16 protein-coding genes are annotated in these 26,384 nt (G+C 69.5%); 7 read left to right on the top strand and 9 right to left on the bottom strand.

Going from position 1 to position 26,384, the window contains the following annotated elements; translation table 11 throughout:
- Window positions 1-16: 16 nt before the first annotated feature.
- Window positions 17-694, bottom strand: coding sequence for an XRE family transcriptional regulator (locus tag ACFYMC_RS23150; RefSeq protein ID WP_388528407.1), 678 nt, complete (start codon window positions 692-694; stop codon window positions 17-19).
- Between the two features lie 259 nt (window positions 695-953).
- Between ACFYMC_RS23150 and ACFYMC_RS23145 the strand changes: the two genes are divergently transcribed.
- Window positions 954-1,646 (top strand): maleylpyruvate isomerase family mycothiol-dependent enzyme, encoded by a 693-nt coding sequence (locus ACFYMC_RS23145; RefSeq protein WP_388528405.1) that lies wholly within the window; start codon window positions 954-956, stop codon window positions 1,644-1,646.
- A 71-nt stretch (window positions 1,647-1,717) separates the two neighbouring features.
- Here ACFYMC_RS23145 and glgB read toward each other — a convergent pair whose 3' ends face one another.
- The 4 genes from glgB to ACFYMC_RS23125 form a co-directional block, all read right to left on the bottom strand.
- Complete coding sequence (gene glgB / locus ACFYMC_RS23140) at window positions 1,718-4,084, bottom strand: 1,4-alpha-glucan branching enzyme (RefSeq protein WP_388528403.1); 2,367 nt, start codon at window positions 4,082-4,084, stop codon at window positions 1,718-1,720.
- Complete coding sequence (locus ACFYMC_RS23135; RefSeq protein WP_388528401.1) at window positions 4,081-5,619, bottom strand: maltokinase; 1,539 nt, start codon at window positions 5,617-5,619, stop codon at window positions 4,081-4,083. Before ACFYMC_RS23135 ends, glgB begins: the two co-directional genes overlap by 4 nt.
- A gap of 208 nt (window positions 5,620-5,827) precedes the next feature.
- Window positions 5,828-7,552, bottom strand: a complete 1,725-nt coding sequence (treS, locus tag ACFYMC_RS23130) for a maltose alpha-D-glucosyltransferase (protein ID WP_388528399.1) — start codon at window positions 7,550-7,552, stop codon at window positions 5,828-5,830.
- Window positions 7,549-9,600, bottom strand: coding sequence for a maltotransferase domain-containing protein (locus tag ACFYMC_RS23125; protein ID WP_388528397.1), 2,052 nt, complete (start codon window positions 9,598-9,600; stop codon window positions 7,549-7,551). Before ACFYMC_RS23125 ends, treS begins: the two co-directional genes overlap by 4 nt.
- A 439-nt stretch (window positions 9,601-10,039) precedes the next feature.
- Here ACFYMC_RS23125 and glgP point away from each other — a divergent pair, with 439 nt between their 5' ends.
- The gene (gene glgP, locus ACFYMC_RS23120) at window positions 10,040-12,688 is read left to right on the top strand and encodes an alpha-glucan family phosphorylase (protein WP_388528395.1); all 2,649 of its coding nucleotides are present in this window, start codon (window positions 10,040-10,042) and stop codon (window positions 12,686-12,688) included.
- Window positions 12,689-12,987: 299 nt separating this feature from the next.
- Here glgP and ACFYMC_RS23115 read toward each other — a convergent pair whose 3' ends face one another.
- The gene (locus ACFYMC_RS23115; RefSeq protein WP_388528393.1) at window positions 12,988-15,258 is read right to left on the bottom strand and encodes a M4 family metallopeptidase; all 2,271 of its coding nucleotides are present in this window, start codon (window positions 15,256-15,258) and stop codon (window positions 12,988-12,990) included.
- Between the two features lie 408 nt (window positions 15,259-15,666).
- Between ACFYMC_RS23115 and ACFYMC_RS23110 the strand changes: the two genes are divergently transcribed.
- Window positions 15,667-17,112 carry a sugar transferase gene (locus ACFYMC_RS23110; RefSeq protein ID WP_388528391.1) on the top strand — a complete coding sequence of 482 codons (1,446 nt, stop codon included), beginning with the start codon at window positions 15,667-15,669 and terminating at the stop codon, window positions 17,110-17,112.
- Window positions 17,113-17,131: 19 nt separating this feature from the next.
- Here the strand turns inward: ACFYMC_RS23110 and ACFYMC_RS23105 are convergent, their stop codons facing one another.
- The gene (locus ACFYMC_RS23105; protein ID WP_388528389.1) at window positions 17,132-18,076 is read right to left on the bottom strand and encodes a GDP-L-fucose synthase family protein; all 945 of its coding nucleotides are present in this window, start codon (window positions 18,074-18,076) and stop codon (window positions 17,132-17,134) included.
- An 89-nt stretch (window positions 18,077-18,165) separates the two neighbouring features.
- On the opposite strand from ACFYMC_RS23105, the gene gmd reads away from it, so the two are divergent.
- From gmd to ACFYMC_RS23090, 3 genes are all read left to right on the top strand, one after another.
- The gene (gene gmd, locus ACFYMC_RS23100) at window positions 18,166-19,179 is read left to right on the top strand and encodes a GDP-mannose 4,6-dehydratase (RefSeq protein WP_388528387.1); all 1,014 of its coding nucleotides are present in this window, start codon (window positions 18,166-18,168) and stop codon (window positions 19,177-19,179) included.
- 259 nt (window positions 19,180-19,438) lie between these two features.
- Window positions 19,439-22,183: a DNRLRE domain-containing protein gene (locus tag ACFYMC_RS23095; protein WP_388528385.1), complete on the top strand. Its 2,745-nt coding sequence runs from the start codon at window positions 19,439-19,441 to the stop codon at window positions 22,181-22,183.
- Between the two features lie 81 nt (window positions 22,184-22,264).
- Window positions 22,265-22,951, top strand: a complete 687-nt coding sequence (locus ACFYMC_RS23090; protein ID WP_388528383.1) for a hypothetical protein — start codon at window positions 22,265-22,267, stop codon at window positions 22,949-22,951.
- An 86-nt stretch (window positions 22,952-23,037) separates the two neighbouring features.
- Here the strand turns inward: ACFYMC_RS23090 and ACFYMC_RS23085 are convergent, their stop codons facing one another.
- Both ACFYMC_RS23085 and ACFYMC_RS23080 read right to left on the bottom strand, forming a co-directional pair.
- Window positions 23,038-24,159, bottom strand: coding sequence for a glycosyltransferase (locus ACFYMC_RS23085; protein WP_388528381.1), 1,122 nt, complete (start codon window positions 24,157-24,159; stop codon window positions 23,038-23,040).
- Entirely contained in the window at window positions 24,156-24,695 is a 540-nt protein-coding gene (locus ACFYMC_RS23080; RefSeq protein WP_388528379.1) for a WcaF family extracellular polysaccharide biosynthesis acetyltransferase, read from the bottom strand. Before ACFYMC_RS23080 ends, ACFYMC_RS23085 begins: the two co-directional genes overlap by 4 nt.
- A 193-nt stretch (window positions 24,696-24,888) precedes the next feature.
- Here ACFYMC_RS23080 and ACFYMC_RS23075 point away from each other — a divergent pair, with 193 nt between their 5' ends.
- Window positions 24,889-26,370, top strand: coding sequence for a hypothetical protein (locus ACFYMC_RS23075; RefSeq protein WP_388528425.1), 1,482 nt, complete (start codon window positions 24,889-24,891; stop codon window positions 26,368-26,370).
- The last annotated feature ends 14 nt before the right edge of the window (window positions 26,371-26,384 follow it).

The following is a 26,384-nucleotide window of genomic DNA, read 5'->3' as shown; positions in this document are numbered from 1 at the left end:
GCCGGGCGGCCGGGGCTCAACTCATCCGGGCGAGTTCCCAAAAGCGCACGGTGATTGCGGCGAGGAACTCCCGTCCCGCGTCACCGTTGCCGGATTCGGCCGAGCCGCCCCAGCTCAGCGTGGAGACCATCCGCGACTGGTACTCGGTGTGCAGGCGGTGCAGGATGCGCTCCAACTGCTCCCGGGGGAGGGGCACCAACTTGGCGAGCGGTTTGGCGTAGGCCTGCCAGCGGGTGGTGGCGGCGCTGCGCAGGAACTCGCCGACCTCCTCCTCACGGCCGCTGGCCGTGACGAACTCGGCAAGCGACAGGGAGAGCGCCTGGACCAGCGCGGCCGACTGCCGTTCGTTGCCGCGCCAGCGGTTGGATTCCTCCATCTTGGTGTAGGAGCGGACGTCCAGCCCGATCCGGCGAGCCAGGTCATCGATGCTCAGCCCCTGTGCGATCCGATGTTCGCGCAGGGTGGTGGCCTGGGTCAGTAGCTCCGAGGGCGAACACCACAGGACCCCGGCGAGTGCGGTGAGCTCCGTTGAGTTCGGGCTCTGGTCACCGCGCTCCCAGGCCATCACGGTCTCCGGTGCGATCAGGAGTCCGTACTGGGCGCGCAGTCCGTAGGCGACGTGTCCGGGCGCCATTCCCAGGGCCGCCCTCAGGCGGCGGGCGGCGAGGGCGTTGAAAGGGGGGCTCGATTGCACGAGCCGAGCGTAGAGGTGTCCGGACCGATCGACTACAAGTTGTTCTCACAATGTGACTGTTCGTAGGAACGTCCTAGGATTCCCGATCTGTCCGGCTGGCGCCCGTACGACCGTTCGGTAACCCGCTGGGGCCTGTCGGAGGGCGTGAACCGGGACCGGCCGAGATGCTGGCGGCCGGGTCGGTGGTGCCTCGGAGAAGCGGCTCGCACCCGTGGTGTCCACGCCCCGTCCGAGCCGTCGGCGGGTAAGGTCCGCGATCATGAACGCAGCACCGGGAGACGAAACCGGGCGGTCCGCCCGGCAGCCCGAAGGGCCGCGTCCAGGGGCCCCCACCCCCTCGGCGGAGCCGCCCACCCACGAGAGCATCGCGGACCGCTACCGGCGCCGCGCCGACGACTTCGAAGCCAAGATCGCCGCAGTGAGTGCCCCCGCACTCTGGCAGCGTGCCTCACCCTGCGCGGACTGGACCGCCCGGGACGTGGTCGGCCACGTCATCGACATGCACGGCGTGATGCTGCGCCCCTTCCGGCGCGGCCTGAGCCCGGCCCCCTCCCTCAAGACGGACCCGCTCGGCGCGTTCCGGGCGGCCCGCGCCGACGTCGAGGCCGTCCTGGAGAACCCGGTCCTCGCCGCCACCCCTGCCGACGCACCCGTCGAGGGGATGACCGCGGCCGAACACATCGACCAGGTGGTCAGCGACGACCTGGTGGTGCACGGCTGGGATCTCGCGCGCGCCACCGGCCAGGACTCCGCCATGCACCCGGGCGACGTCCGGCGCATCTGGGAGGCGACCTCCCAGATGCCCCCGGAGGAGCTCGACCAGCTCCGCACCCCCGAAGCCTTCGGTCCCGGCGTGATCGTCTTCGGTCCCGAGGTCCTCGTCCCCGCCGACGCACCGCTACCGGACAGGCTGCTCGGCATGCTCGGCCGAGATCCACACTGGTCGGCCTGACCGGCCGGCCGCGACCGACGCCCTCCGGTGGCCGCGTGCCCACCGGGAGGGTGTCGATGTCCTGCGGGGGCTCAGGCCGGGCGCAACCAGACGGTGGCCAGTGGGGGCAGATCGAACCGCACGGAGGCCGGGCGGCCGTGCGCAGGGTCGTTCCGCGTCGTCAACACACCCGCGTGGTGGTGCCCGCTGCCACCGAAGCGGGCGGCGTCGGTGTTCAACACCTCCGCCCACGCGGTGACGTGCTCGGGCACACCGAGCCGGTAGTCCTGGCGGACCACTGGCGAGAAGTTGCTCACGGCCAGCAGCGGGGTGCCGTCGCCGGCATGGCGGAGGAAGGCGAAGACGTTGTCCTCGCAGGCGTCCCCGTCCACCCAGGAGAACCCCTCGGGTGAGGTGTCCCGTTCCCACAGCGCGGGCGTCTGGCCGTACACGGTGTTCAGCTCCCGCACCAGATCACGCACCCCTCGGTGGTCATCGGCCGCCGTGTACGTCGGGTCCAGCAGCCACCAGTCCGGGCCGTGCCCCTCCGACCACTCCGCGCCCTGGGCGAACTCCTGTCCCATGAAGAGAAGCTGCTTGCCCGGGTGCGCCCACATGAAGCCCAGGTAGGCGCGGTGGTTGGCGCGCTGCTGCCACCAGTCGCCGGGCATCTTGGACACCAGGGCGCGTTTGCCGTGCACCACCTCGTCGTGGGAGATGGGTAGCACGTAGTTCTCGCTGTACGCGTAGACCATCGAGAAGGTCATCTCGTGGTGGTGGAACTTGCGGTGTACCGGCTCGTGCTCGATGTACTGGAGCGAATCGTGCATCCACCCCATGTTCCACTTCAACCCGAAGCCCAGACCCCCGCGGTCCGTGGGGCGGGTGACGCCGTCCCAGGCCGTCGACTCCTCCGCCATGGTGATCACGCCCGGGCAGCGGCGGTAGACGGTGGCGTTCATCTCCTGGAGGAAGGCCACCGCGTCCAGGTTCTCCCGGCCGCCGTGCTCGTTCGGCGCCCATTCGCCGTCCTCGCGCGAGTAGTCCAGGTAGAGCATGGAGGCGACTGCGTCCACCCGCAGCCCGTCGATGTGGAACTCCTCGCACCAGTAGACCGCGTTGGCCACGAGGAAGTTGCGGACCTCCTTGCGCCCGTAGTCGAACTCCAGGGTGCCCCAGTCCGGGTGCGCGGACCGCCGAGGGTCCTCGTGCTCGTACAACGGCCGTCCGTCGAACTCCGCCAACGCCCAGTCGTCACGGGGGAAGTGTGCCGGTACCCAGTCCACCAGCACACCGATGCCCGCCCGGTGCAGGGCGTCGACGAGGAAGCGGAAGTCGTCCGGGGTGCCCAGTCGGGCGGTAGGCGCGTAGAAGCCGGTGACCTGATAGCCCCAGGAGCCACCGAAGGGGTGCTCGGCGACCGGCATCAGTTCCACATGGGTGAAACCGAGGTCCTTGACGTACGCCGGAAGTTGCTCCGCCAGTTGACGGTAGCTCAGCCCCGGTCGCCAGGACGCCAGATGTACCTCGTACACCGAGAAGGGCGCCTCGTGCACGGGGCGTTCGCCACGCCGGGCCATCCACTCCTCGTCCTGCCATCGGTGGTGCGGGGCGGTGACCACGGAGGCGGTGTTCGGCGGGCACTCGGTACGGCGGGCCATCGGGTCCGCGCGCAGGGTGTGTGAGCCGTCCGGTCGGGCGATGTCGAACTTGTACAGGGTGCCTTCGCCGATGCCCGGCAGGAAGAGCTCCCAGACCCCGGAGGATCCCATGGAGCGCATCGGCTGGCCGGTGCCGTCCCAGTAGGAGAAGTCGCCGGCGACCCGGACGCCGCGCGCGTTGGGGGCCCACACGGTGAATCGGGTGCCCGCCGTGCCCTGGTGAACCATCGGCTCCGCGCCCAGGGCCCGCCACAGCTGCTCGTGGCGGCCTTCACCGATCAGGTGCAGATCCAGTTCGCCCAGGGAGGGCAAGAACCGGTACGGGTCCTCGACCTCGATCTCGACGTCTTCGCCCACATCGCTCCCGTAGGTCACCAGCAGGCGGTACTCGGGGATCTCCGCCAACGGCAGCAGCCCTGAGAACAGGCCCCCACCGTCCTCGTGCAAAGTGGCCCGCAGCCCCTTTGCGACCACCGTCACCGAGCGGGCGAACGGCCGCAGGGCCCGGAAGACCACCCCGCCGCGGGCCGGGTGGGCTCCCAGCAGCCCGTGCGGGTCGTGGTGCTCACCCGACAGCAGGCGGCCCCGGTCCGCGGCGTCCAACGCGGGCGCGGGGCGCACCCCGTGCCCGGCGGCTTCCCGGCGGGCGGCGGCCCGACCGCTGCGCGGCTTCGCAGGGGGCGAAGCCGGACCGGGGAGGAAGGTGGGTGGCACCTCGGCCGGAGGCCTCTCGGGGCTCGATGCCCCGGTCGGTGCCTCGGCGACGGTCTGCCGGGACGGCTGTCGAGCGGCGGTCACGGGAGTGGCCTCCTGGGAAGGTCGGGACGGTCGGGGGACGTGCGGGAATCCGGCCGGGGTGAGACGGCGGGTCGGGCGGTGAAGGTCTTGGCGGGCAGGTGCCCGGGGCGGGGCCCGGGGCCGGTCGTGCGGGGCAGGGCCGTGGCACCCACCGGCCCGGCCAGCCGGTGGATCGCCGCCATCGGCACCGGGATCCAGTCCGGGCGGTGGCGGGCCTCGTAGACGACCTCGTAGACCGCCTTGTCGGTCTCGAAGGCCCGTAGCAGTTCGGGTTCTTCGCGCGGATCGCGGCCCGTGGTGCGGGCGTAGCCCTCGCAGTAGGCGGCCCGGCAGCGGTCAGCCCAGGCAGGGTCCCAGGGGTCGTGGGAGCGGGCCGCGTAGTCGAAGGAACGGAGCATGCCCGCGATGTCGCGTACCGGCGGCTGCGGGAGGCGTCGCTCGGCCAGCGGCCGGGCCGGTTCGCCCTCGAAGTCGATGATGGCCCACTGCCCGCCGGCGGTGCGCAGGGTCTGGCCCAGGTGCAGGTCGCCGTGCACCCGCTGGGCGGGCCAGGTGCAGGCTGCGGTTCCCCGGGCGGCGAGGGCGTCGAAGGCTGCTCGCAGCCCTGCGGCGTACGGTTGCAGGTCCGGTACGGCCCGGACGGCGAGGGCCAGTCGGGCGGTCATGTCGGCCGCCAGCTGCTCGGTGTGGGAGCGGTGCAGGGGCAGGGTGGGCAGCGCCTCGGCGAGCGCGGTGTGCACTTCGGCGGTGGCCCGTCCCAATGCCCGTGCTTCGGGGGTGAAGTCCTGTCCTGCGGCCAGGCGGTGTAAGGCGAGTTGCCATCCGTCGGCGGAGCCGCGCAGGTAGGGCTGGAGCACGCCGAGGGTCACGGGTTCGGTTGCGGAGTCCGCTTCGTACCAGGCGACGGGCGCGGGTACCCGGGTGCAACCCACCCGGGCCAGTTCGCGGGGGAGTTCCAGGTCCGGGTTGGTGCCGGGGCCGACTCGCCGGAACACCTTGAGGATGAACGAATCTCCATAGACGAGCGAGGAATTGGACTGTTCGCCGGAGAGCGGGCGCGGGGCGAGCCCGGCGGGGATCTGCGTCGCCGGGTCACGGTCGAAGCGCAGTGGGCCCAGCCGCCCGGGAGTGCGCAGCCGTTCGAGCAGGAGGACGGCGAGCCGTGGGTCGCGCAGCCCCTCGTAGACGACGTGTCCGGCCAGGGGCCCCTCGTTGACCTTGCCGATCGCGGCCTGTTCGAGGTCGAAGGGCAGGGTGGGGCGCACGCCGAGCAGGAGTTGGTAGCAGTCGGCTTCGGCGGGGGACTGGCTGCCGGCCTCCGTGCTCCCGGGTCCCTGACCGACCTGGAGGAGCAGGTGGATCAGGCCGGGGCCGGCGCCCGGCGGGAGGAGTTCGGTCGCCGAGAGCAGGTTGAGGTGGGTGAGGGGGCGGCCCTTGCCCGCGAACCAGCGCTGGCGCGGCAGCCAGGCCCGCAGCAGCGGGTCGAGCGAGGGGAGCAGCGCGGGCGGGGCCGCCGTGGATACAGCCTCCGACATGGCATCCGTCCTTTCCCCGGGACCCTGCCAAAAGATGCGCCGAGTGTCCCGGATTGCGGCAATTGCTGTCAGGACGTGCGGGAGTGTCGGGTCAGGATGGCCCGTACAGGGAAGGCGATTGACCCATTCGCCGGTTCCCGGGGCGGCGCCGCGCAAACACTCCGCCCCGGATTCCGCCAGCCCCTTCTGGCTGCACGTCGGTGGTGGGTCAGCTCTTGACGGTGGTCTTGGCCGTGACCGCGCCCTTGCGCAGCCGGAACCAGTAGAAGCCGTGCCCGGCCAGGGTCAGCAGGTACGGCCACTCACCGATCGGCGGGAACCGCACATCGCCGATGAGCTCCACCGGGACCCGGCCGTTGAACGCCTTCAGATCCAACTCCGTCGGCTGGGCGAACCGGGAGAAGTTGTGCACGCACAGCACCAGGTCGTCCCCGTACTCGCGGAGGAAGGCGAGCACCGCGGGGTTGGACGAGGGCAGTTCCGTGTACGAGCCCAGGCCGAAGGCCGGGTTCTGCTTGCGGATCTCGATCATCCGGCGGGTCCAGTGCAGCAGCGAGGACGGGGAGGACATCGAGGCCTCCACGTTCGACACCTGGTACCCGTAGACGGGGTCCATGATGGTCGGCAGGTAGAGCCGCCCGGGGTCGCAGGAGGAGAAGCCGGCGTTGCGGTCCGGGGTCCACTGCATGGGAGTGCGTACGGCGTCCCGGTCGCCGAGCCAGATGTTGTCGCCCATCGCGATCTCGTCCCCGTAGTAGAGGACCGGTGACCCAGGTAGCGACAGCAGAAGGGCGGTGAACAGCTCCATCTGGTTGCGGTCGTTGTCCAGGAGCGGCGCCAGCCGCCGGCGGATGCCGATGTTGGCCCGCATCCGCGGGTCCTTGGCGTATTCCGCGTACATGTAGTCGCGTTCTTCGTCCGTGACCATTTCGAGGGTCAGCTCGTCGTGGTTGCGTAGGAAGATGCCCCACTGGCAGCCGGACGGGATCGCCGGGGTCTTGGCCAGGATCTCCGAGACCGGATAGCGCGACTCGCGCCGCACCGCCATGAAGATGCGCGGCATCACCGGGAAGTGGAAGGCCATGTGGCATTCGTCGCCGCCCTTGGAGAAGTCACCGAAGTAGTCGACGACGTCCTCGGGCCACTGGTTGGCCTCGGCCAGCAACACGGTGTCGGGGTAATGCGCGTCGATCTCCGCCCGGACCCGCTTGAGCAGGGTGTGGGTACGCGGCAGGTTCTCGCAGTTGGTGCCCTCCTCGGCGTAGAGGTAGGGCACGGCGTCCAGCCGGAAGCCGTCGATGCCGAGGTCCAGCCAGAACCGCAGGGCGGAGACGATCTCCTCCTGCACCGCGGGGTTCTCGAAGTTGAGGTCCGGCTGGTGCGAGAAGAAGCGGTGCCAGTAGTACTGCTTGCGCACCGGGTCGTACGTCCAGTTGGAGGTCTCGGTGTCCACGAAGATGATGCGGGCGTCCTGGTACTGCTTGTCGTTGTCGGCCCACATGTAGTAGTCGCCGTACGGGCCGTCGGGATCCGTACGGGACTGCTGGAACCACGCGTGCTGGTCGCTGGTGTGGTTCATGACGAAGTCGATGATGACGCGCATGCCGCGTTGGTGGGCGGCGTCGACGAACTCCACGAAGTCGGCGAGGTCGCCGAACTCGGGCAGTACCGCCGTGTAGTCCGAGACGTCGTAACCGCCGTCCCGCAGGGGTGACATGAAGAAGGGGGGCAGCCACAGGCAGTCCACCCCCAGCCACTGGAGGTAGTCCAGTTTGGCCGTCAGGCCCTTGAGATCGCCTACGCCGTCTCCGTTGCTGTCGTGGAAGGAGCGGACGAGGACCTCGTAGAACACGGCCCGCTTGAACCACTCCGGGTCCCGGTCCTTGACCGGGGTGTCCTCGAAGGTGTCCGGAACGGGATCATTGATCATCATGATGCGGGTGACCCTCCGATCGGCGGGGACGGCCGAAGATTTCCGTGCTCGTCCGGGGCGCTGCCCCCGGACTCCCGGCCGACGAGTACGTGCGCGGGTGCTCGGCCCGGCTCCAGGCGCACATAGTTGGCGCTGCCCCAGTGATAGGTCTCCCCGGTGAGCTCGTCGCGCACGGGGAGGGAGTCGTGCCAGTCGAGGCCGAGCTCCGGCATGTCCAACGAGACCGTAGCCTCCTGGGTATGGTGCGGGTCCAGGTTGACGACCATCAGAACCATGTTCGAACCCGAGGCCCCGCGTACCGTCTTCGAGTACGCGATGACGGCGTCGTTGTCCGTGTGGTGGAAGCGGAGGTTGCGCAACTGCTGAAGAGCGGGATGGCGTCGACGCAAGCGGTTCAAAACGGTGATCAGACCAGTGATCGTCTGCCCCGACCGCTCCGCTGACTCCCAGTCCCGGGGCCTTAGTTGGTACTTCTCCGAGTCAAGGTACTCCTCACTGCCCGGCCGCAGCGCGGTGTTCTCGCACAGTTCGTAACCTGCGTAGACACCCCAGGTCGGGGAGAGCGTCGCGGCGAGCACCGCCCGCACCTCGAAAGCCGCCCGGCCCCCTTCCTGGAGATAGGCGTGCAGGATGTCCGGCGTGTTGACGAAGAGGTTGGGCCGCATCACGGCCGCCGTCTCCTGCGACAGCTCGGTCAGGTACTCGGTCAGCTCCTGCTTGCTGTTGCGCCAGGTGAAGTACGTGTACGACTGCTGGAAGCCCACGGCCCCAAGCGCCCGCATCATCGCCGGACGGGTGAACGCCTCCGCCAGGAAGATGACGTCCGGGTCCGACTTGTTGACCGCTGCGATCACCCGTTCCCAGAACACCACCGGCTTGGTGTGCGGATTGTCCACCCGGAAGATCCGCACCCCGTGTTCCATCCAGTACCGCAGGACCCGTACGGTCTCCTCCACCAAGCCCGTCATGTCCCGATCGAAGTCCAGCGGATAGATGTCCTGGTACTTCTTCGGCGGATTCTCGGCGTACGCGATCGAGCCGTCCGCCCGCTGTCGGAACCACTCCGGATGCTTCAGTACCCACGGGTGGTCGGGCGAGCACTGGAGCGCGAAGTCCAAGGCCACCTCAAGGCGAAGGTCGCGGGCCTTGGCCACGAAGAAGTCGAAGTCCTCGATGGCCCCCAGATCGGGGTGGACCGCATCGTGCCCGCCGTCCGAGGAGCCGATCGCCCACGGCACGCCCACATCCCAAGGACCGGCCGAAAGGGCGTTGTTGGGGCCCTTTCGGTGCGTGTCGCCGATGGGGTGGATCGGCGGCAGGTACACCACGTCGAAGCCCATCGCGGCGATCGCCGGCAACCGTCCGGCGGCCGTCCGGAAGGTACCGCTCACCGGCGGTCTGCCCTCCTCGACCACCGCGCCCTCAGACCTCGGGAACATCTCGTACCAGGATCCGAACAACGCCCGACGGCGCTCCACCAGCAAGGGCAGCGGCTTGGCGGCGCTCACCAGTTCCCGCAGCGGGTACCGGTCCAGCAGGGCCGTCGGCTCCGCCGCCAACGCCGCGGCGAGCCGGTCTTCGGCCGAGCGCCGCTCGTCGCGCAGCGCGTCCGCCACCGCCAGCACACTTTCGCGGCCGGCCTTCTTCGGCACCCCACGGGCAGCCCGCTCGAAGAGCAGTGCGCCCTCCGCGAGCACCAGCTCGGTGTCGATCCCCGCCGGAACCTTGATCTGGGCGTGCGCACGCCAGGTGGCCAGCGGATCGCTCCAGGCCTCGACCGTATACGTCCAGCGCCCTTCGGCATCGGCGCACACGTCCGCGCCCCACCGGTCGGTACCCGGGGCGAGCTCCCGCATCGGGATCCGCACGCGCTCACGCCGTACCGGGTCTCGCAGCACCACGTCGGCGGCGACCGCGTCGTGGCCCTCGCGGAACACGGTCGCACTGATCTGGAACACCTCTCCGGCCACTGCCTTTGCGGGCCGGGTACCGGAATCGACGGCAGGGCGGACGTCCAGTACGGGAATGCGGCCAATCTGCGGGCTCACGGCATCACCTTGGGAGAAGGGCTGGGGCTGGGCTGTGGGGCGCAACGCGTGGAACCGGGGGTCGGGCGCCGCGCTTCGGGTGGAGCGGGCTTTGCGGATTCTGCATGGTTTGGTGCAGATCTGTGCGCTCTGTTTCTAGCCGTTTCTGGACGCTCTGTGGGCGGCTGATGGGCTGGGTGCATGACCGCTCCTGTCCGCGTTCACCCGGGTGGCGGGGCAGATGGCGCATGACGGACCACGTTCGAGGGCCCTGGATACCGCAGGTACCTTCCCGGTGAACACTGCGCCCAAATCAGCTGCTTCGTTAACTACTGGCACGTAATAAGACGGCCCCGGCCACGCCGTGACCACCTTCGCCGCTACCTTCATGGGGTGAAGCCCGGGCGCACCGCGTGGTGCGTCCACTCCGTTGCGTCAACCTCCTGCGAAGGTGGAACACGTGAAGGCCATCCGTCGATTCACTGTGCGCCCCGTCCTGCCGGAACCGCTTCTCCCGCTCAGCGACCTCGCGCGCAACCTGCGCTGGTCCTGGCATACGGAGACCCGTGAACTGTTCTCATCCGTCGACCCAGAGGGTTGGCAGGCATCGGGACGAGATCCCGTCCGTCTGCTCGGATCCGTCTCCGCCGCGCGACTCGGCGAGCTCGCCAGGGACCGCAGGTTCCTCCGCCGGCTCACCGCCGCGGCCGACGACCTGGACGACTACCTGCGCGGCGCCCGCTGGTACCAGACCAGAGATGCCGACGACCTCGTCCGACACGGGGAACTCCCCACCGCTGTCGCGTACTTCTCACCCGAATTCGGTATCACCGCTGCCCTCCCGCAGTACTCCGGAGGCCTGGGCATCCTCGCAGGCGACCACCTGAAGGCCGCCAGTGACCTCGGTGTCCCGCTCATCGGCGTCGGACTGCTCTACCGCCACGGATACTTCCGCCAGTCCCTCTCCCGCGAGGGCTGGCAGCAGGAGCACTACCCGGTACTCGACCCCAACGAGCTTCCGCTGGGTCTGCTGCGTACCGAGGACGGTGATCCGGCCCGGGTCACCCTGGCGCTGCCGGGCGGTCGTGCCCTGCACGCGAACATCTGGCGCGCCCAAGTCGGCCGGGTGCCGCTGCTGCTCCTCGACTCCGACGTCGAGGACAACGACCCGGGCGCCCGCGAGGTCACCGACCGGCTCTATGGCGGTGGAAGCGAGCACCGCCTGCTCCAGGAGATGCTGCTGGGCATCGGCGGGGTCCGGGCCGTGCGCGCCTACTGCGCCCTGACCGGACACCCCGCTCCCGAGGTGTTCCACACCAACGAGGGGCACGCCGGCTTCCTCGGACTGGAGCGCATAAGGGAACTGGCGGGGCAGGGACTCGACTTCGATCCCGCCCTGGAAGCGGCCCGCGCCGGGACGGTGTTCACCACCCACACGCCGGTGCCCGCCGGCATCGACCGGTTCGAGCGTCAACTGGTGGCCCGACACTTCGGCCAGGACGCCGAACTGGCCGGGGTCCCGGTCGACCGCATCCTGGAGCTGGGCACCGAGACCTATCCGGGCGGTGATCCGGCCGTCTTCAACATGGCCGTGATGGGCATGCGCCTGGCCCAGCGTGCCAACGGGGTCTCCACTCTGCACGGCGCCGTCAGTCGAGGCATGTTCGCGGGCTTGTGGCCCGGATTCGACGGCGCCGACGTGCCCATCACCTCGGTCACCAACGGGGTGCACGCGCCCACCTGGGTGGCGCCGGAGGTGGTGCGCCTGGGGGCCCGTCAGATCGGGGCGGGGCGGACCGAGGACGCCCTGTCGGTGGGCGGCTCCACGCGGTGGGACGCGGTGGCCGATATCGCCGACGCCGAGATCTGGGACCTGCGGCGGGTCCTGCGCGAACAACTCGTGCAGGAGGTGCGGGTACGGCTACGAGCCTCCTGGCACCAGCGCGGCGCGGGCGACGCCGAGCTCGGCTGGATCGACGACGTCCTGGACCCGGACGTACTGACCATCGGCTTCGCCCGGCGGGTGCCGTCCTACAAGCGGCTCACTCTGATGCTCCGTGACCAGGACCGCCTGACCCGGCTCCTGCTCGATCCCGAGCGTCCGGTGCAGATCGTCGTCGCGGGCAAGGCCCACCCCGCCGACGACGGCGGAAAGCGTCTGGTCCAGGAGCTGGTGCGGTTCGCCGACGATCCACGGGTGCGCCACCGCATCGTCTTCCTGCCCGACTACGGCATGGCGATGGCTCAGAAGCTCTATCCGGGCTGTGACGTCTGGCTCAACAACCCGCTGCGCCCGCTGGAGGCCTGCGGCACCAGTGGGATGAAGGCGGCGCTCAACGGCTGCCTCAACCTGTCCGTCCTCGACGGCTGGTGGGACGAGTGGTACGAGCCGGACTTCGGCTGGGCGATCCCGACGGCGGACGGCACCGCCACCGACGAGGACCGGCGCGATGACCTCGAAGCCGCCGCGCTCTACGACCTGGTGGAGCAGCGTGTCGCCCCTCGGTTCTACGACCGCTCGGGCAGCGGACTGCCGGAGCGGTGGATCGAGATGGTCCGCCGGACCCTGGTCTCCCTCGGGCCCAAGGTGCTGGCCGGGCGGATGGTACGGGAGTACGTGGAGCGCCTCTACGCGCCGGCCGCACGCTCCCACCGGGAGCTCGACGCGCCGACCGCGCGGGCACTTGCCGGATGGAAGAGCAAGGTCCGTGGAGCGTGGCCGGGGGTATCGGTGGACCATGTGGAGGCGGTGGCCGCAACCCCGGTCAACGGCACGGCCCAGCTCGGTTCCACGCTCACTCTGCGGGTGCAGGTGACGCTGGACTCGCTTGCGCCGCAGGACGTGGAAGTCCAGGCGGTCGCGGGTCGGGTCAACGCCCAGGACGTCATCGCCGACGGCCAGTCCTTCCCCCTCAAGCCGGTGACCGGACCGAACCTGGAGGGACGTTGGGTGTTCGAGGGGCCGCTCGCCCTGGACCGGACCGGTCCCTTCGGCTACACCGTGCGCATCCTGCCGTCCCACCGGTTGCTCTCCGATCCGGCTGAGATGGGCCTGTTGGTGGTGCCCGCTGAGGCGGTCGCGGAGGCTTCCGGGGTCGTGCTGCGCTGACCTCGCCGTCAGCACGGCACGACCGGTGGCGAGGCGCCGGGGCCCCCGGGGAGCACTCCAGGGGCTCCCGGCGCTGTTGTCGCAGGCGCGGGTGAGGTGCGCAGTCGGCTGGCCCTGCGGCTGAGGACGCGACCGTGGGCCGAATGCGCCCTTGTGCCCGTGTTCGGCGGGCTACCCGCCGGGCTGAACACGGGTGAACGGCCCGGGGACCGTGGTCCCCGGGCCGTTCACTTGGTCGGTGCGGCCGGTTCCGGCGGCGAGGCCGTCGCCGCCGGCCGGTCAGTGGTAGCGGGCCTCGATCAGAAGGTCAGCTTCCAGCTGTTGATGTAGCCGGTGTCCCAGTAGTAGACGTCGGCCACACGCAGCTTCCAGGTACCGTTCGCGGCCTCGGAGGAGGCGTTGACGGTGTAGGTCTCGATGACGTTGTCCGCGGAGTCCGAACCGGAGTTGTTCTTCAGCCGGTAGGTGGACCCGTCCGGGGCGACCAGGTCGATGCGCAGGTCACCGCGGTAGGTGTGGACGATGTTCACGTCGACCTTGAGGTTGCTCGGCGCGTTGCCGGTGCGGGTCACGTTGATCGGCGACTCGACCTGTCCGTTGTCCGGGATCTGGTAGTCGGTCGTGTTCTCGAACACGCTCGGCTGCGTGGCGCCGACGGTCCACACGAAGGACGCCGTGCCGGTCTTGTTCGCGGAGTCGGTCACCGTGACGGTCACGTTGTACGTGCCGGCGGTGGTCGCGGTACCGGAGATCAGACCGGTGGAGGAGCCGATCGACAGGCCGGTGGGCAGGCCGGTGGCCGAGTAGCTCAGAGCGCCCGGGTTGGTGCTGGTGGCCTGGACCTGAAGGCTGGCCGAACCGCCGGTCTGGGTGTTCTGGTTGGCGATGGGGGTGACCGAAACGCCGGTGGCGATGCGGGAACCGACGTTGATGCCGGCCCAGGCGTTGGCGGTGTTGTTGTAGATGGTCGAGCCCTGGCCGTACAGGTCGGCCGCGGCCTGCAGGGTGGCCGTACGCGCGGCGGCGTAGTTGGTGTTCGACTTGAAGTAGCCGACGGTCAGCGCGCGGAACCAGATCTTCTCGGCGGCGGCGCGGCCGATCGGGGTGACGGCGAGACCGTCGGAGGTCGGCGAGTCGTAGGAGACGCCGTTGATGACCTTGGGGCCGCTGCCTTCGGAGGCCAGGTAGAACCAGTGGTTGGCCGGGCCCGAGGAGTAGTGGACGTCCACGTTGCCGATGCCGGAGTACCAGTAGTCCTTGGAGGCCCCGTCCCGGCTGGGCTTGTCCATGTAGCGCAGCGGCGTGCCGTTGCCGCGGATGTCGATCTTCTCGCCGACCAGGTAGTCGCCGACGTCCTGGGCGTTGTTGCCGTAGAACTCCACGGCCGCGGCCATGATGTCCGAGGTGGCCTCGTTCAGGCCGCCGGGCTCACCGGAGTAGGTCATGTTGCCGGTGACCGAGGTCAGGCCGTGGGTCATCTCGTGCGCGGCCACGTCGATCGAGGTGAGCGGCTTGGCGTTGCCGTCACCGTCGCCGTAGGTCATGCAGAAGCAGGAGTCCTGCCAGAAGGCGTTGACGTAGCTGTTGCCGTAGTGGACCCGGCTGTAGGGCGCGACGCCGTCGTTGCGCAGACCGTTGCGGCCGTGCACGTTCTTGTAGTAGTCCCAGGTCAGGGCCGCACCGTAGTGGGCGTCAGCGCCAGCGGTCTCCAGGTTGGACGGCTGGCCGTTGCCCCAGATGTCGTCCGAGCCGGAGAACAGCGTGCCGGTGCCGGAGGAGCCGTGGTTGAGGTTGTACGTCTTGTGGTTGCCGCGCCCCGTGTCGGTCAGGTTGTAGCTGCTGCCCGACTGCGAGGTGCCGAGTGTGACCTGGCCGCTGTACTGGGTGTTCCCGGTCCCGGTCTCGATCGCCTGCCACTCGGCGATCTTGGCGCCGGTCTTGGCGTTGGTGACCACGTGGAGCTCGTTCGGGGTGCCGTCGTGCTGGAGGCCGCCGATGACCGTCTCGTAGGCGAGTACCGGTGCACCGGTCGCCGCCCAGATGACCTTGCGCGGGGCGCGGGAGGCGTCCGAGGCCTTGGAACCTTCGGACTTCGCGGCGGTGAGGGCCTGCTTCTCGGCGCTCGCCGGGGCGACGCTGGCGGTCAGGTCAGCGACCTTGATGGTGTGGTGGGTCGCCTTGGTGACCGATTTGGTGACCCCGCCCTTGGCGTGGACGGTGAGGTCTCCGCCGAGTACGGGCAGACCGGCGTAGGTCCGCTCGTACGTGGTGTGGGTGGTGCCATCGGCATCCTTGACCACATCCCGTACGACGAGCTTTTCCTTGGAGCCGAGGGCCAGCGAGCGGGCGGCCTTCGCCGTACCCGATTCGGCCCCGGCTATCAGCGCAGCCCGCTGGGAGGGGCTGAGCTTGGCGCTCTGGGCCCCCGCACGGGGGGTCGCGGCTGCCGGTGCCTTGGACGCGGTGGCGTCGGCTGAGGCGGTACCGGTCTGGACGCCGACGGCGAGTAGTGCCGCCGCGGCGATGAGCGCGCCAGCCGCTGTGGCGCGCTTGTGGGGGGTGTAACTCAACGCAGACTCCTTCTGCAAGGGGGGTTCCGGATCGGCTGGGTGGGCCGCCCGGGCAGAGCAGGCAGTGCGGAGAACGGGATGAGAGTGCCATCCGGATTGCCCGCATGTCAGGAGCGCGTCAAAAGGTTGGCCGGAAATCGTCCGTTGTCCGAGAGGGGACGTTCGGTATGCGGAGTGTTCATCTCGATGCGGTACAGGTCGGACAGAACCGGAAGCAGGCCATCCGCCTGTTAACGAACCCACAACGACCGCTCTCGTTCATGCAAAGCGTGACGACCGTGCGGGCGTTTGTCGTACTGTTTCCCGGTGCAACAGACGTCCGACGCCCGGGGAAGCGGAGGACGTCCTCTCTCGATCACCAACGTGCCAGGGGGGCCCATGAGGCATGTGCGAATTTCCGCTCCGATAATGGCCGGAACCGGCCTTGCGCAAGGCGTCATCCCGCATTCTCTTCGCGAAAAGGCCCGCTGGTACCTTCCAGCGGCCCTCGCTGCCGACTTCCTCGGCGCCGGACTGCCCGTCGGTCTGGTCTTCGACTCCGCCGGCCAACCCCGCGCCCTCGCGTGCGCCCTGGGCGCCGCGGTCGCCTGGACCGGGGTGCAGGCAATACGCCGCCGCTACTCCATGCGTGCGCTGGGCGAATCACGCGGCGTACTGCCCGTCCTCCACGACTGGCTGATCCTGCTCGGGGTCCTCGCCGTCGCCCGCGCCGCCACCGGCGAGAGCTCCTCGCCGCTGGTTTCGCTCGGTGCGCTCATACCGGCCCTGCTGGTCACCGTCGCCTGCCACAAGCTGACCTACCGACACCTTTCGGCCGCGCGGCGTTCCGCCGAGGTGGTCAGTCGGGTTCTGGTCATAGGAGAGCCCGGTTCGGCCGATGACGTCATCGGCCACCTGGCCTCCCGCACCGACCACCCCTATGTCGTCGTAGGAGTGGTCCCGGTCGGGGAGGGACGCTGCACCTCGGGCGTTCCGGTGGCCGGACGGCTTGCCGACGCCATGCCCGAAGCCCCCGCCGCCGACTCCACCGCGGTCCTGGAGGCGGTGCGCAGTCATCACGCGGATCTGGTCCTGGTCTCGCCGGGCGCCCGGATCGCCGGTGAGCGGCTGCGTCGGGTGGCGTGGGCGCTGCACGACGCGGGTCTGGAACTGGCCGTCATCCCGGGCCTGGTCGAGGTGTCCGTGAAACGGCTGGAAACCCTCTCCGCCGGTGGTCTGGCGGTGCTGCGGGTCGCCCCGCCGGTCCGCCGCGGCGCCCAGCCGGTACTCAAGTCCCTTCTCGACCGGATCGGCGCGGGGGTGGGGTTGCTGTTGCTCTCGCCGCTCTTCCTCGGTGTGATCCTCGCCATCCGGCTCGGCTCCCGTGGCCCGGCCTTCTACACGCAGCGGCGCATCGGGCGCGACGGAGCGCCCTTCACCATGTGGAAGTTCCGCACGATGGTGATCGACGCCGATGCCCGCAAGGCCGATCTGGCCGGTTCCAACGAGAACGACGGCCTGATGTTCAAGATGCGCCGCGATCCGCGGGTGACCCGGATCGGTCGCCTGCTGCGGCGCACCTCGCTCGATGAACTGCCGCAGCTCATCAATGTGCTCGGCGGTCAGATGTCCCTGGTGGGTCCCCGTCCGCCGCTGCCCGAGGAGGTCGCTCGGTACGGCGACGTCGAGCTGCGTCGGCTTACCGTTCGTCCAGGAATGACCGGTCTGTGGCAGATCAGCGGTCGGTCCGACCTGTCCTGGGACGAGACCGTCCAGCTTGACCTCCAGTACGTCGACAACTGGTCGTTCACCAGCGACGTCGACGTGGTGGCCCGTACGTTCCGCGCCGTCGTCGACGGACGCGGAGCGTACTGAGCAAGGTGTACGAATGAGGTCAGCTCTGGCTGCGCCACCACTGGTAGGTGCTGGCGATGCCGTCCCGCAGGGGGATGCCCGGCTTCCAACCGAGCGAGGTGAGACGGGTCACGTCCAGCAGCTTGCGGGGCGTGCCGTCCGGCTTGCTGGTGTCCCAGGCCAGTCGGCCCTGGAAGCCGGTCACCTCTGCAACGGTCTCGGCGAGTTCCTTGATGGTGAGGTCCTCGCCGCAACCGATGTTGACCGGATCACCGCCGTCGTAGGTCCGGAGCAGCACGGCGCAGGCCGCGGCCAGGTCGTCAACGTGGAGGAACTCGCGCCGCGGCGTGCCAGACCCCCAGAGCGTCACCTCTTCCCGACCCTCGGCCGCCGCCTCGTGGAAGCGGCGGATGAGGGCAGGCAGTACGTGCGAGGTCTCCAGGTCGAAGTTGTCGCCCGGTCCGTACAGATTGGTCGGCATCGCCGAGATGTACGCCGCTGCGTACTGCTTCCGGTACGACTGCACCTGCACGATCCCGGCGATCTTCGCCAGCGCGTACGCCTCGTTGGTCGGCTCCAGCGGGCCGGTCAGCAGGGCGTCCTCATGGATCGGCTGCGGTGCCAGCTTCGGGTAGATGCAGGAGGACCCGAGGAAGAGCAGCCGGTCGACGCCCGCCGCGTGGGCGCCGGAGATCACGCTCAGCTGGATGCGCAGGTTGTCCTCGAGGAACTGCACGGGGAACGTGCTGTTCGCCATGATCCCGCCCACCTTGGCGGCGGCGAGAACCACCGCGTCCGGTCGGGCGTCCTTCAGGAAGGACGCGGTGGCGGCCGGGTCGCGCAGGTCGAGTTCCTCGCGGCCCCGCGTGATCACCTCGTGGCCGTCGGCGGTGAGCCGTCGGGCGACGGCGGATCCGACGAGGCCTCGGTGGCCCGCGACGAAGATCCGGGCGTGGTCGGGCAGGTAGGGCGGCGATGCAGTCATGTGTCGGATAATGCCAGGCCCCGCCTCGACGTCGGGGACACACCCCGCTTTTATGTACGAACGACAATCTCTTTCTGGGGGAAACCCGCATGAGCAAGACGGCACTGATCACCGGAGTGACCGGACAGGACGGTTCGTACCTCGCTGAGCTGCTGCTCTCCAAGGGGTACACGGTGCACGGCCTCGTGCGGCGCTCGTCCAGCTTCAACACCGAGCGCATCGATCACATCTACCAGGACCCGCAGGCACCCAACCGGTCCTTCGTGCTCCACCACGCCGACCTCTCGGACGGCGTGGCGCTGGTGAACCTGCTGCGCGACATACAGCCCGACGAGGTCTACAACCTGGGCGCCCAGTCCCACGTGCGCGTCTCCTTCGACGCGCCCCTCTACACCGGTGACGTCACCGGTCTGGGCGCGCTGCGCCTGCTGGAGGCCATCCGGGCCAGCGGCATCGACACCCGCATCTACCAGGCCTCGTCCTCGGAGATGTTCGGCGCCACCCCGCCACCGCAGAACGAGCAGACCCCGTTCCACCCGCGCAGCCCGTACGGGGCGGCGAAGGTCTTCGCGTACTGGACCACGGTGAACTACCGCGAGGCCTACAACATGTTCGCGGTCAACGGGATCCTCTTCAACCACGAGTCCCCGAGGCGCGGCGAGACCTTCGTGACCCGCAAGATCACCCGCGCGGTGGCCCGTATCAAGACCGGCCTGCAGGACAACCTCTACCTCGGCAACCTGGACGCGGTCCGTGACTGGGGCTACGCCCCTGAGTACGTGGACGCGATGTGGCGGATGCTCCAGCAGGACGAGCCCACCGACTATGTCGTCGCCACTGGTGTTCCGGCCACCGTGCGCCAGTTCGTGGAGACTGCTTTCAGCCACGCCGGCCTTGACTGGAACGAGCACGTTCGCTACGACCCCAAGTACGAGCGCCCCAGCGAGGTGGACGCCCTGATCGGCGACGCCAGCAAGGCGCAGGAGCTGCTGGGCTGGAAGCCCACCGTCCTCGTCGAGGAGCTGGCGCGAATCATGGTGGATGCCGACATCCGGCAGGTGGAGGACCAACTCGCCGGTGTAGCGGTCCGTATCGACCGCTGAACAGTACGGGGTCGTAGCTTCCGCTTCTCTCCAGAGGCCCTACGATTCGGCAGTAGCGTTGCCGTGTACCTGCCCGCGTCCTCGGATGCGGGCCGGCACGTCGCCGTATGTCCCGCAGTTGCCACAATCCTGAAACCCCTTGGTCTCCAAAGGGTCAAGAGGGGTGACCAAGGTCGCTTTCGCGCCCTATTCTGCGCCAGTACATATGGCTGTTCCGTTCAATTCCAGCCATTCAACCGGGCTTTGCCCTGGGGGGCTCATGCGTAGATCCAGAGGGCTGACGGCTGCCCTCGTCCTCTCCATCGTCGGTGGCGGCGCCGGTATCGGCTTCGTGCTCATGCCGCAGGCTTCCGCGATAACCGAGCCGGTCGCCTTCACCGCCGACGAACTGCCGACCTGGCAGACCAACGGCATCGTGTGGGCGATGGCCGAGGCGGAGGGAACCGTATTCGCCGGAGGTACCTTCTCGGCCGTGCGCCCGCCCGCGGGCGCCTCCGGCTCCGAGCAGACCGCCGTCAACTTCGCCGCCTTCGACGCGGCCACCGGCGCCCCGACCTCCTGCCAGCTGTCCTTCACCGTCGGCCAGGGCTCCGCCACCGTGCGCGCGCTCGCTCTGTCCCCGGACAAGAAGACGCTGTACGCAGGCGGTTACTTCGGTGCTGTCAACGATGTGCCGGTCGCCAGCCTGGCGGCCATCGACGTGGCGAGTTGCACTCCCAAGACCTCGTTCCACCCGAGCTTCCCCGCCACCGTGCGGGCGCTGGCGGTCACGGAGGACACCGTCTACGCCGGCGGCGACTTCGGAAACGTGGAGGGGCAGACCCGCCAGCGCTACGCCGCGGTCGACGCCACCAGCGGCGCCCTGAAGCCCTTCGTCGCCAACGCGGACGAGCCGGGTCGAGCGATCGAGGTCACCCCCGACGGCAAGCACGTGCTCCTCGGCGGGGACTTCTTCACCGTCAACGGCACCAACAGCCACGCGCTGGCCGTGGTCGACGCCACCAGTGGCGCGCTGACCAAGGCCTACCCGAACGGTTTCATCCCGACGAACTCCGTGGTGAAGGACATCGCCACCGACGAGACGGGCTTCTACACCGGCAACGAGGGTTCCGGCGGCGGCGTGTTCGACGGCCGCATCGCCCTGAACCTGACTGACTTCAACCAGCGCTGGCGGGACACCTGCCTGGGCGCCACCCAGGCCGTGCTGCCGTACAAGGGCGTGCTCTACAGCGCCTCGCACGCGCACGACTGCTCCAGCATCGGCGAGTACCCCGACGGCCGCCGCCGTCACCTGCTGGCCCAGCCGGTCACCAGCACCGGCAAGCTCGGCTGGTTCCCCGACACCAACGACGGCCTCGGCGAGGGCATCGGCCCGCGCGTGATGACCGTCGCGTCGAAGAACGACACCGAGTACATGTGGGTCGGCGGTGAGTTCACCACCGTCAACGGCGGGGCCCAGCAGGGTCTGACCCGGTTCGCCTCCAAGGGAGACACCGGCGCGCCGACCACCCCGGTCGCCAGCGCCGACAGCACCAAGCCCGGCGAGGCCCAGGTCCGCTGGCGCACCAGCTTCGACCTCGACGACAGCAAGCTGACGTACCGGATCTACCGCAACGGTTCATCCACGCCGATCCACACCATGACCGCCGACTCGCTGGAGTTCCTGCGCCCGCAGGCCTCCTGGGTCGACACCTCGGTCAAGGCCGGGCAGTCGTACACCTACCGGGTGACCGCGTCCGACGCGAACGGCAACACCAGCGGGCTCTCCGCCACCGCCACGGTGACCATCCCCACCTCCGAGCACGCCTACCCGGAGCAGGTCCGCGCCGACGGCGCCCAGCTCTACTGGCGCTACGACGACGCGGTGACCCCGTTTGTCGCGGACTCCTCGGACGGTGGCGACACCAGCGGCCTGCACCGCAACAGCCCGTCCCTGCGGCAGGCTCCCGGAGCCATCACCGGCGCCAGCACGGCGATCGGCTTCAACGGCTCCAACGAGCAGTTGTACAGCGACCGCCGCACCACGGTGGGTAGCTCGTACACCCTGGAGACCTGGTTCAAGACCAACACCACCCGTGGTGGCAAGCTGATCGGCTTCGGCAACAACACCGACCGCAACAGCAGTCAGTACGACAAGCAGATCTACATGACCAACTCCGGTCGTCTGGTCTTCGGCGTCTACGACGGCTCCACCCGCACCATCTCCACCGGGTTCTGGGACTCCTACAACGACAACAAGTGGCACCACGTCGTCGCCACCCAGAGCCCCTCGGGTATGGCGCTGTACGTGGACGGTGAGCTCGAAGGCACTCGCAGCACCGGCACCCACGAGCAGTTCGCCGGCTACTGGCACGTCGGCGGGGACAACCTCTCCAGCTGGCCGAGCCGCCCCACCAGCAACTTCTTCGCCGGCCAGATCGACGAGACCGCGGTCTACCCGACCGCCCTGTCCGCGGCCAAGGTCAAGAAGCACTACCAGCTGGCGAGCGCGGTCGCCGACACCGTCTCGGTGGTGACCGCCAGCGCGGACACCTACGTCAACCAGGGCGCGCCGTCCGCCAACTACGGCAGCTCAACCTCCCTGGCGGTCCGGGGCAGCGGCTCGCTGTACCAGAGCTACCTGAAGTTCGACCTCCCGGCCGCGCCGGCCGGGACCGTGCTGAAGGCCGCCACGCTCCAGATCAAGACGAACACCTCAAGCACCGCGGGCACCACCGACACCGTCTCCGTGGTCCCGGTCACCGGTGACTGGACCGAGGGTGAGACCACGTACAACACCCGTCCCACCGTCGGCACCGAGGCCATCGGCACCCTCTCCGGGGTCGCCAACAACTCGGCCATCCACTCGGTGCAGTTGGACAAGTCCGCCGTCACCGCCGCCCTGGGCAGCGCCTACGACCTGGCGCTCACCAGTGACGGAAGCGACCCGATGTGGCTGTGGTCCAAGGACTCCTCGGCTTCGGGGGGCACCCCGCAGCTCGTCCTGACCTTCGGTCCGCAGTAACGCGGTCACCGCGGCGCGGGTGGGACCCGGAGCAGTTCCGGGTCCCACCCGCACTCCTCACACGTACCACTGGAGCCTTCCATGCGTCCTGCGATCCGACGCTCCGCGGCAGCCGCCTTCCTGGCCGCCGCCCTCACGCTCACCGCCTGCTCCTCGGGCGGGGACGACCAGAAGGACAGCGCGGCCCCGGGCACCCCGGCTCCGGCCGTCTCGGCACCCGACCCGGCCACCGAGACCGCGCCGCCGACGTCCCGACCGACCGATGCCAAGCCCACTGGTCCCGTTCTCGCCGATGACGAGATCAAGCCGGTCACCGGCTCCTTCACCAAGAAGGAGAAGGACTACCTCAAGGGCCGGGTGCCCAAGAAGACGGACCCCGCAGCCGTACTCCAGACCGGCCAGGAGGCCTGTCAGCGCATCGAGCGCACCGCCAAGCGCGACAAGGACGCCGCCGCCTCCGCCATCATCTCGGGCGACATCCCCGGTGCGGCGGACGCCGTGCGGCACCTGTGCCCGGATCAGAAGCCCGTACTGGAGGCCGCCGAAGGCGGCTTCGCCGACGGCACCCACAAGGACCTGACCCCCGGCAGCTACCGTGCCCTTTCGCCGACCGACGGCTGCACCTGGCAGGCCAAGGGCAGCGGCGACAAGAGCCTGGCCGCCGGTCCGGAACTGGGTGCCAAGCCCGGTGACCAGATCATCGCCAAGATTCCGGCGGGCACCGTGGAATTCGTCTCCACCGGCTGCTACGCCTGGGTGCGCGCCTGAGAGGACGCCGTGCCGGTATGCCGCTGGGGCCGCCCGATGTGATCGGGCGGCCCCAGCGGCATACCGGCACGGTCATGGACCAAGGGTCAGCTCGCGCCCAGCTTCCCGTACACCGACAGCAGCGTGTCCAGCACCGCATCCATGGCGAAGGCCTCACCAGCCAGTTGGTGGGCGGCTCGCGATGCCTCCTGGTTGTGCTGCTCGTCCAGCAGCTCCGTCACGGCCGCGGCCACCCCCGCCGGGCCCGGCAACACCACGCGGCCCGCACCGGCCGCGGCGATGTCCCGCGCCAGGCCGTTCGAGTGCGTGACCACCGCGGGTACCCCCACCGACAGCGCCTCCAACACCGACATCGGGAACGGCTCGTCCACCGAGGGCAGCACGTACACGTGGGAACGCCGCAGCTCAGCCAGGACACGCTCGCCCGGCAGCGATCCCGGAACCGACACCTTGCCCGCCAGTCCCAGTTCCCGGATGCGCCGCTGGACCGCGGGCAACTCGCCCTCGTCAGGTCCGGCCAGTACGAACTCGGCATCCGGGTAGGTGCGCAGGATCGCGGGCACCGCGTCCACGAAGTCCACCGGCCGCTTGCGTGCTTGAAGGCGGGCCGCGTACAAGACCCGTGGGGGCCCCACCGGATGTGAGCGGGCCGGCTGTGCCGGCACGCCGTTGACCAGCCGCACCGTGTGGTCCAGTCCCGGCGCGCCCACGACCGCGTCGAGTGCCTCGCGCTCGTGGTCCGTCAGGTACAGCACCGCCCCGGCACCGCGCAGCAGCCTGCGCACCGCCACCGCGTCCAGGACCTTCGCCAGCGCCCGACCGGACGGGTCGACCATGCCGTGGGTCTGGAGCACCAGCGGCTTGCCAGCCCGCAGGGCCGCCAACGCCACCGGGAGGGTGACCAGGTCGCGCGCCAGGTGGACGTGGACGACGTCGACGTCGCGCACGAGGCGGCCGGCACGGGCCAGCAGGGCCGGCGAGGTGATGCCGGAGAAGCCCAGGGGGAGCAGCCGGCGAGCCGGGAACAACTGGGCCGCAACCCCCTCGACCTCGGTGGGCCAGGGGTCGGGGAATCCTTCCCCCAGAGCCAGCAGCCCTGCCTGGTGGCCGCGTGCGCGCAGCCCCTTCGCCAAGTTCAGCGCCACGCGCACCGGGCCGCCGAAGGCATGGGTGGGCGAGTGCAGGGTGACCGCGTGCAGGACTCTCATCGGGGCTCCTCCAGCGGGCGGCGCTGGCCGTCCGCGGTCTGCAGGGTCAGTTCCGGCAAGTCCTTGTGTATGACGGCGCCGGCGGCAGCCACGGCGTGCCGGCCCACCGTCACCCCGGCGAGCACGGTGGCCCGGGCAGCGATCCAGGCGCCGTCCTCCACCGTCACCGGCGCATTGCGGTAGCGGAAGTCCGCGGCCCGGTGGTCATGACTGCCGGTGCACAGCATCGCTTCCTGGGACAGGCAGACGTGCGCCCCGATGGTCACCGGCTCCAGGTTCAGCAGCCAGGCGCCCTCACCGATCCAGGTGTGGTCGCCGACGGTGAGCTTCCAGGGCCACAGCACCCGCACCCGGTGCCGGATCAGCACCCCGGTGCCGATGTTCGCCCCGAACGCCCTGAGCAGGGCCACCCGGAGCCGGGCCGGGCAGAACCACGCCATGAACACCGTGTTCATCACCGCGAACCACAGGGCCTGCGTCAGCAGCCCGCGGCCCTTGTCGTAGCCGGCCAGCGTGAAGGCCGGAAGATCACGCATCGATACACCCCCAGGAATGACGGCTCAGACTAACGGTTGACGCGAGGGTGACGAGCAGGCGTCCCCGGGCGGGCCTCGCCGTCCTCGCCGCCGCCGACTAAACTGCCCGGGATTCAGCACTTGGGGTGGGAGCACGGTGGCAACAGACGTACAGGACCCGAAGCCGGCGCAGACGCCCGGCCGACCGGTCCGGATGCCCCTGCGTCCCTTCCCGCCGGGCCAGGGCGAATGGGGCCGGGTCACCACGCCGAGGACGCTGCTCTCGCGCGCCCTCTCGGTGCCGCTGGCCCTCGGCTTCAGCGTGTTCCTGCCCCTGATGGTGGCGGTCCAGCCCGGAGCCGGAGCCAAGGACGCCGCCTTCTACCTCCAGCTGGCGCTGGCCGTCTACTCGGGTGCCCGCCTGTCGGCCATGGTTCTCACCAGCCGGCGCAAACTGCTCCAAGGCTCCTTCTGGCTGTTCGTCTACATGGCGATGGGCGTCGCACCGCTGGCTCAGGCCGTGCTCGGGCAGGTGCCCACGCCCGTCGTGGGTCCGCGTTCGGACTTGACCGAAGCCATCGCCCTCGTCCTGGCCGGGTGCATCGCCTTCGACGTCGGTGTCCTGATCGCCCGCCACCGGCACGCCGGACGGGCGGGCGGCACCGGCAAGGAACCCAAGCCGGTCAAGGTGCACCGGCGCCGACTGCAACTCCTGACCCTGTTCGCTTTCGCGTGCAGTGCCCTGTTCGTGATGAAGCTCGGCGGGCCGGCCGTCTTCTTCAGCAGCCGTCAGGAGATCATCGCCGGGATCGAGGAGGCCGGTGTCTCCGCCGGTGACTCCCAGGCCGGCCAGGCCTTCCTGCGCGGCTTCGGCACCGTCCCCGCGCTCTTGGCGCTCCTGCTCTACACCCGTTGGCTGGTCACCTCCACGCGGGCCCGCCGGATGCCGTCGGTCATCGCGACCTGGGGGGCGCTCGCCGCGCTCAACCTGGTCGTCAACAACCCGGTCTCCAATCCGCGGTACTGGTTCCTGACCGTGATGTTCTCCCTGCTGTTCACCGTATTCCCGGTGAGCGCGGCGATGTACCGGGTGGCTCTGAGCATGGGCGTGGTGATCGCCCTGATCATCTTCCCGTTCGCGGACCGCTTCCGCTACGACGAGAAGAACTACCGACCGGTCGAGACGACCTCGGTACTGGAGCCGATGGCGCTCAAGGACTACGACCAGATCGGGATGTTCGCCAACACCATCACCTACGCGCGCTCGGGGCCCGGCCAGTCCTATGGGCGCCAGCTCCTCGGCTCGGTGTTCTTCGCGGTTCCGCGTTCGGTGTGGCCGGACAAGCCCCGGGACACCGGAGTGATGGTCGGCCAGTGGATGGGCACGGTCAACACCAACCTCTCCTCCCCGATCTGGGCCGAGCTGTGGATCGACTTCGGGCCGCTCGGCATGAGCGCCGGACTGATGGGCATGGGCTACGCCGCGGCCCGGGTGGACCGGCGCTATGCCCGCCGGGCCACTCGCAGGGCGCCACCAGCCAGCCTGATCTCGGTGGTCGTCCCGCTGGTCGCGGGTTACTCCTTCATCCTGTTGCGCGGGCCACTGCTCCAGGCCTCCGGCCGGGTCGCGATCGCCATGGTCTGCCTCGCCCTGGTGGCCACCTACCGGCAGGACAGCGGCAAGGAGATCCGCTGAGGTCCTGGCCCGCC

Origin of the sequence: Streptomyces sp. NPDC006879 (assembly GCF_042869595.1) — a bacterium.
Taxonomy (GTDB): domain Bacteria; phylum Actinomycetota; class Actinomycetes; order Streptomycetales; family Streptomycetaceae; genus Streptomyces.
This window is presented reverse-complemented; position numbering and strand designations above follow the sequence as displayed.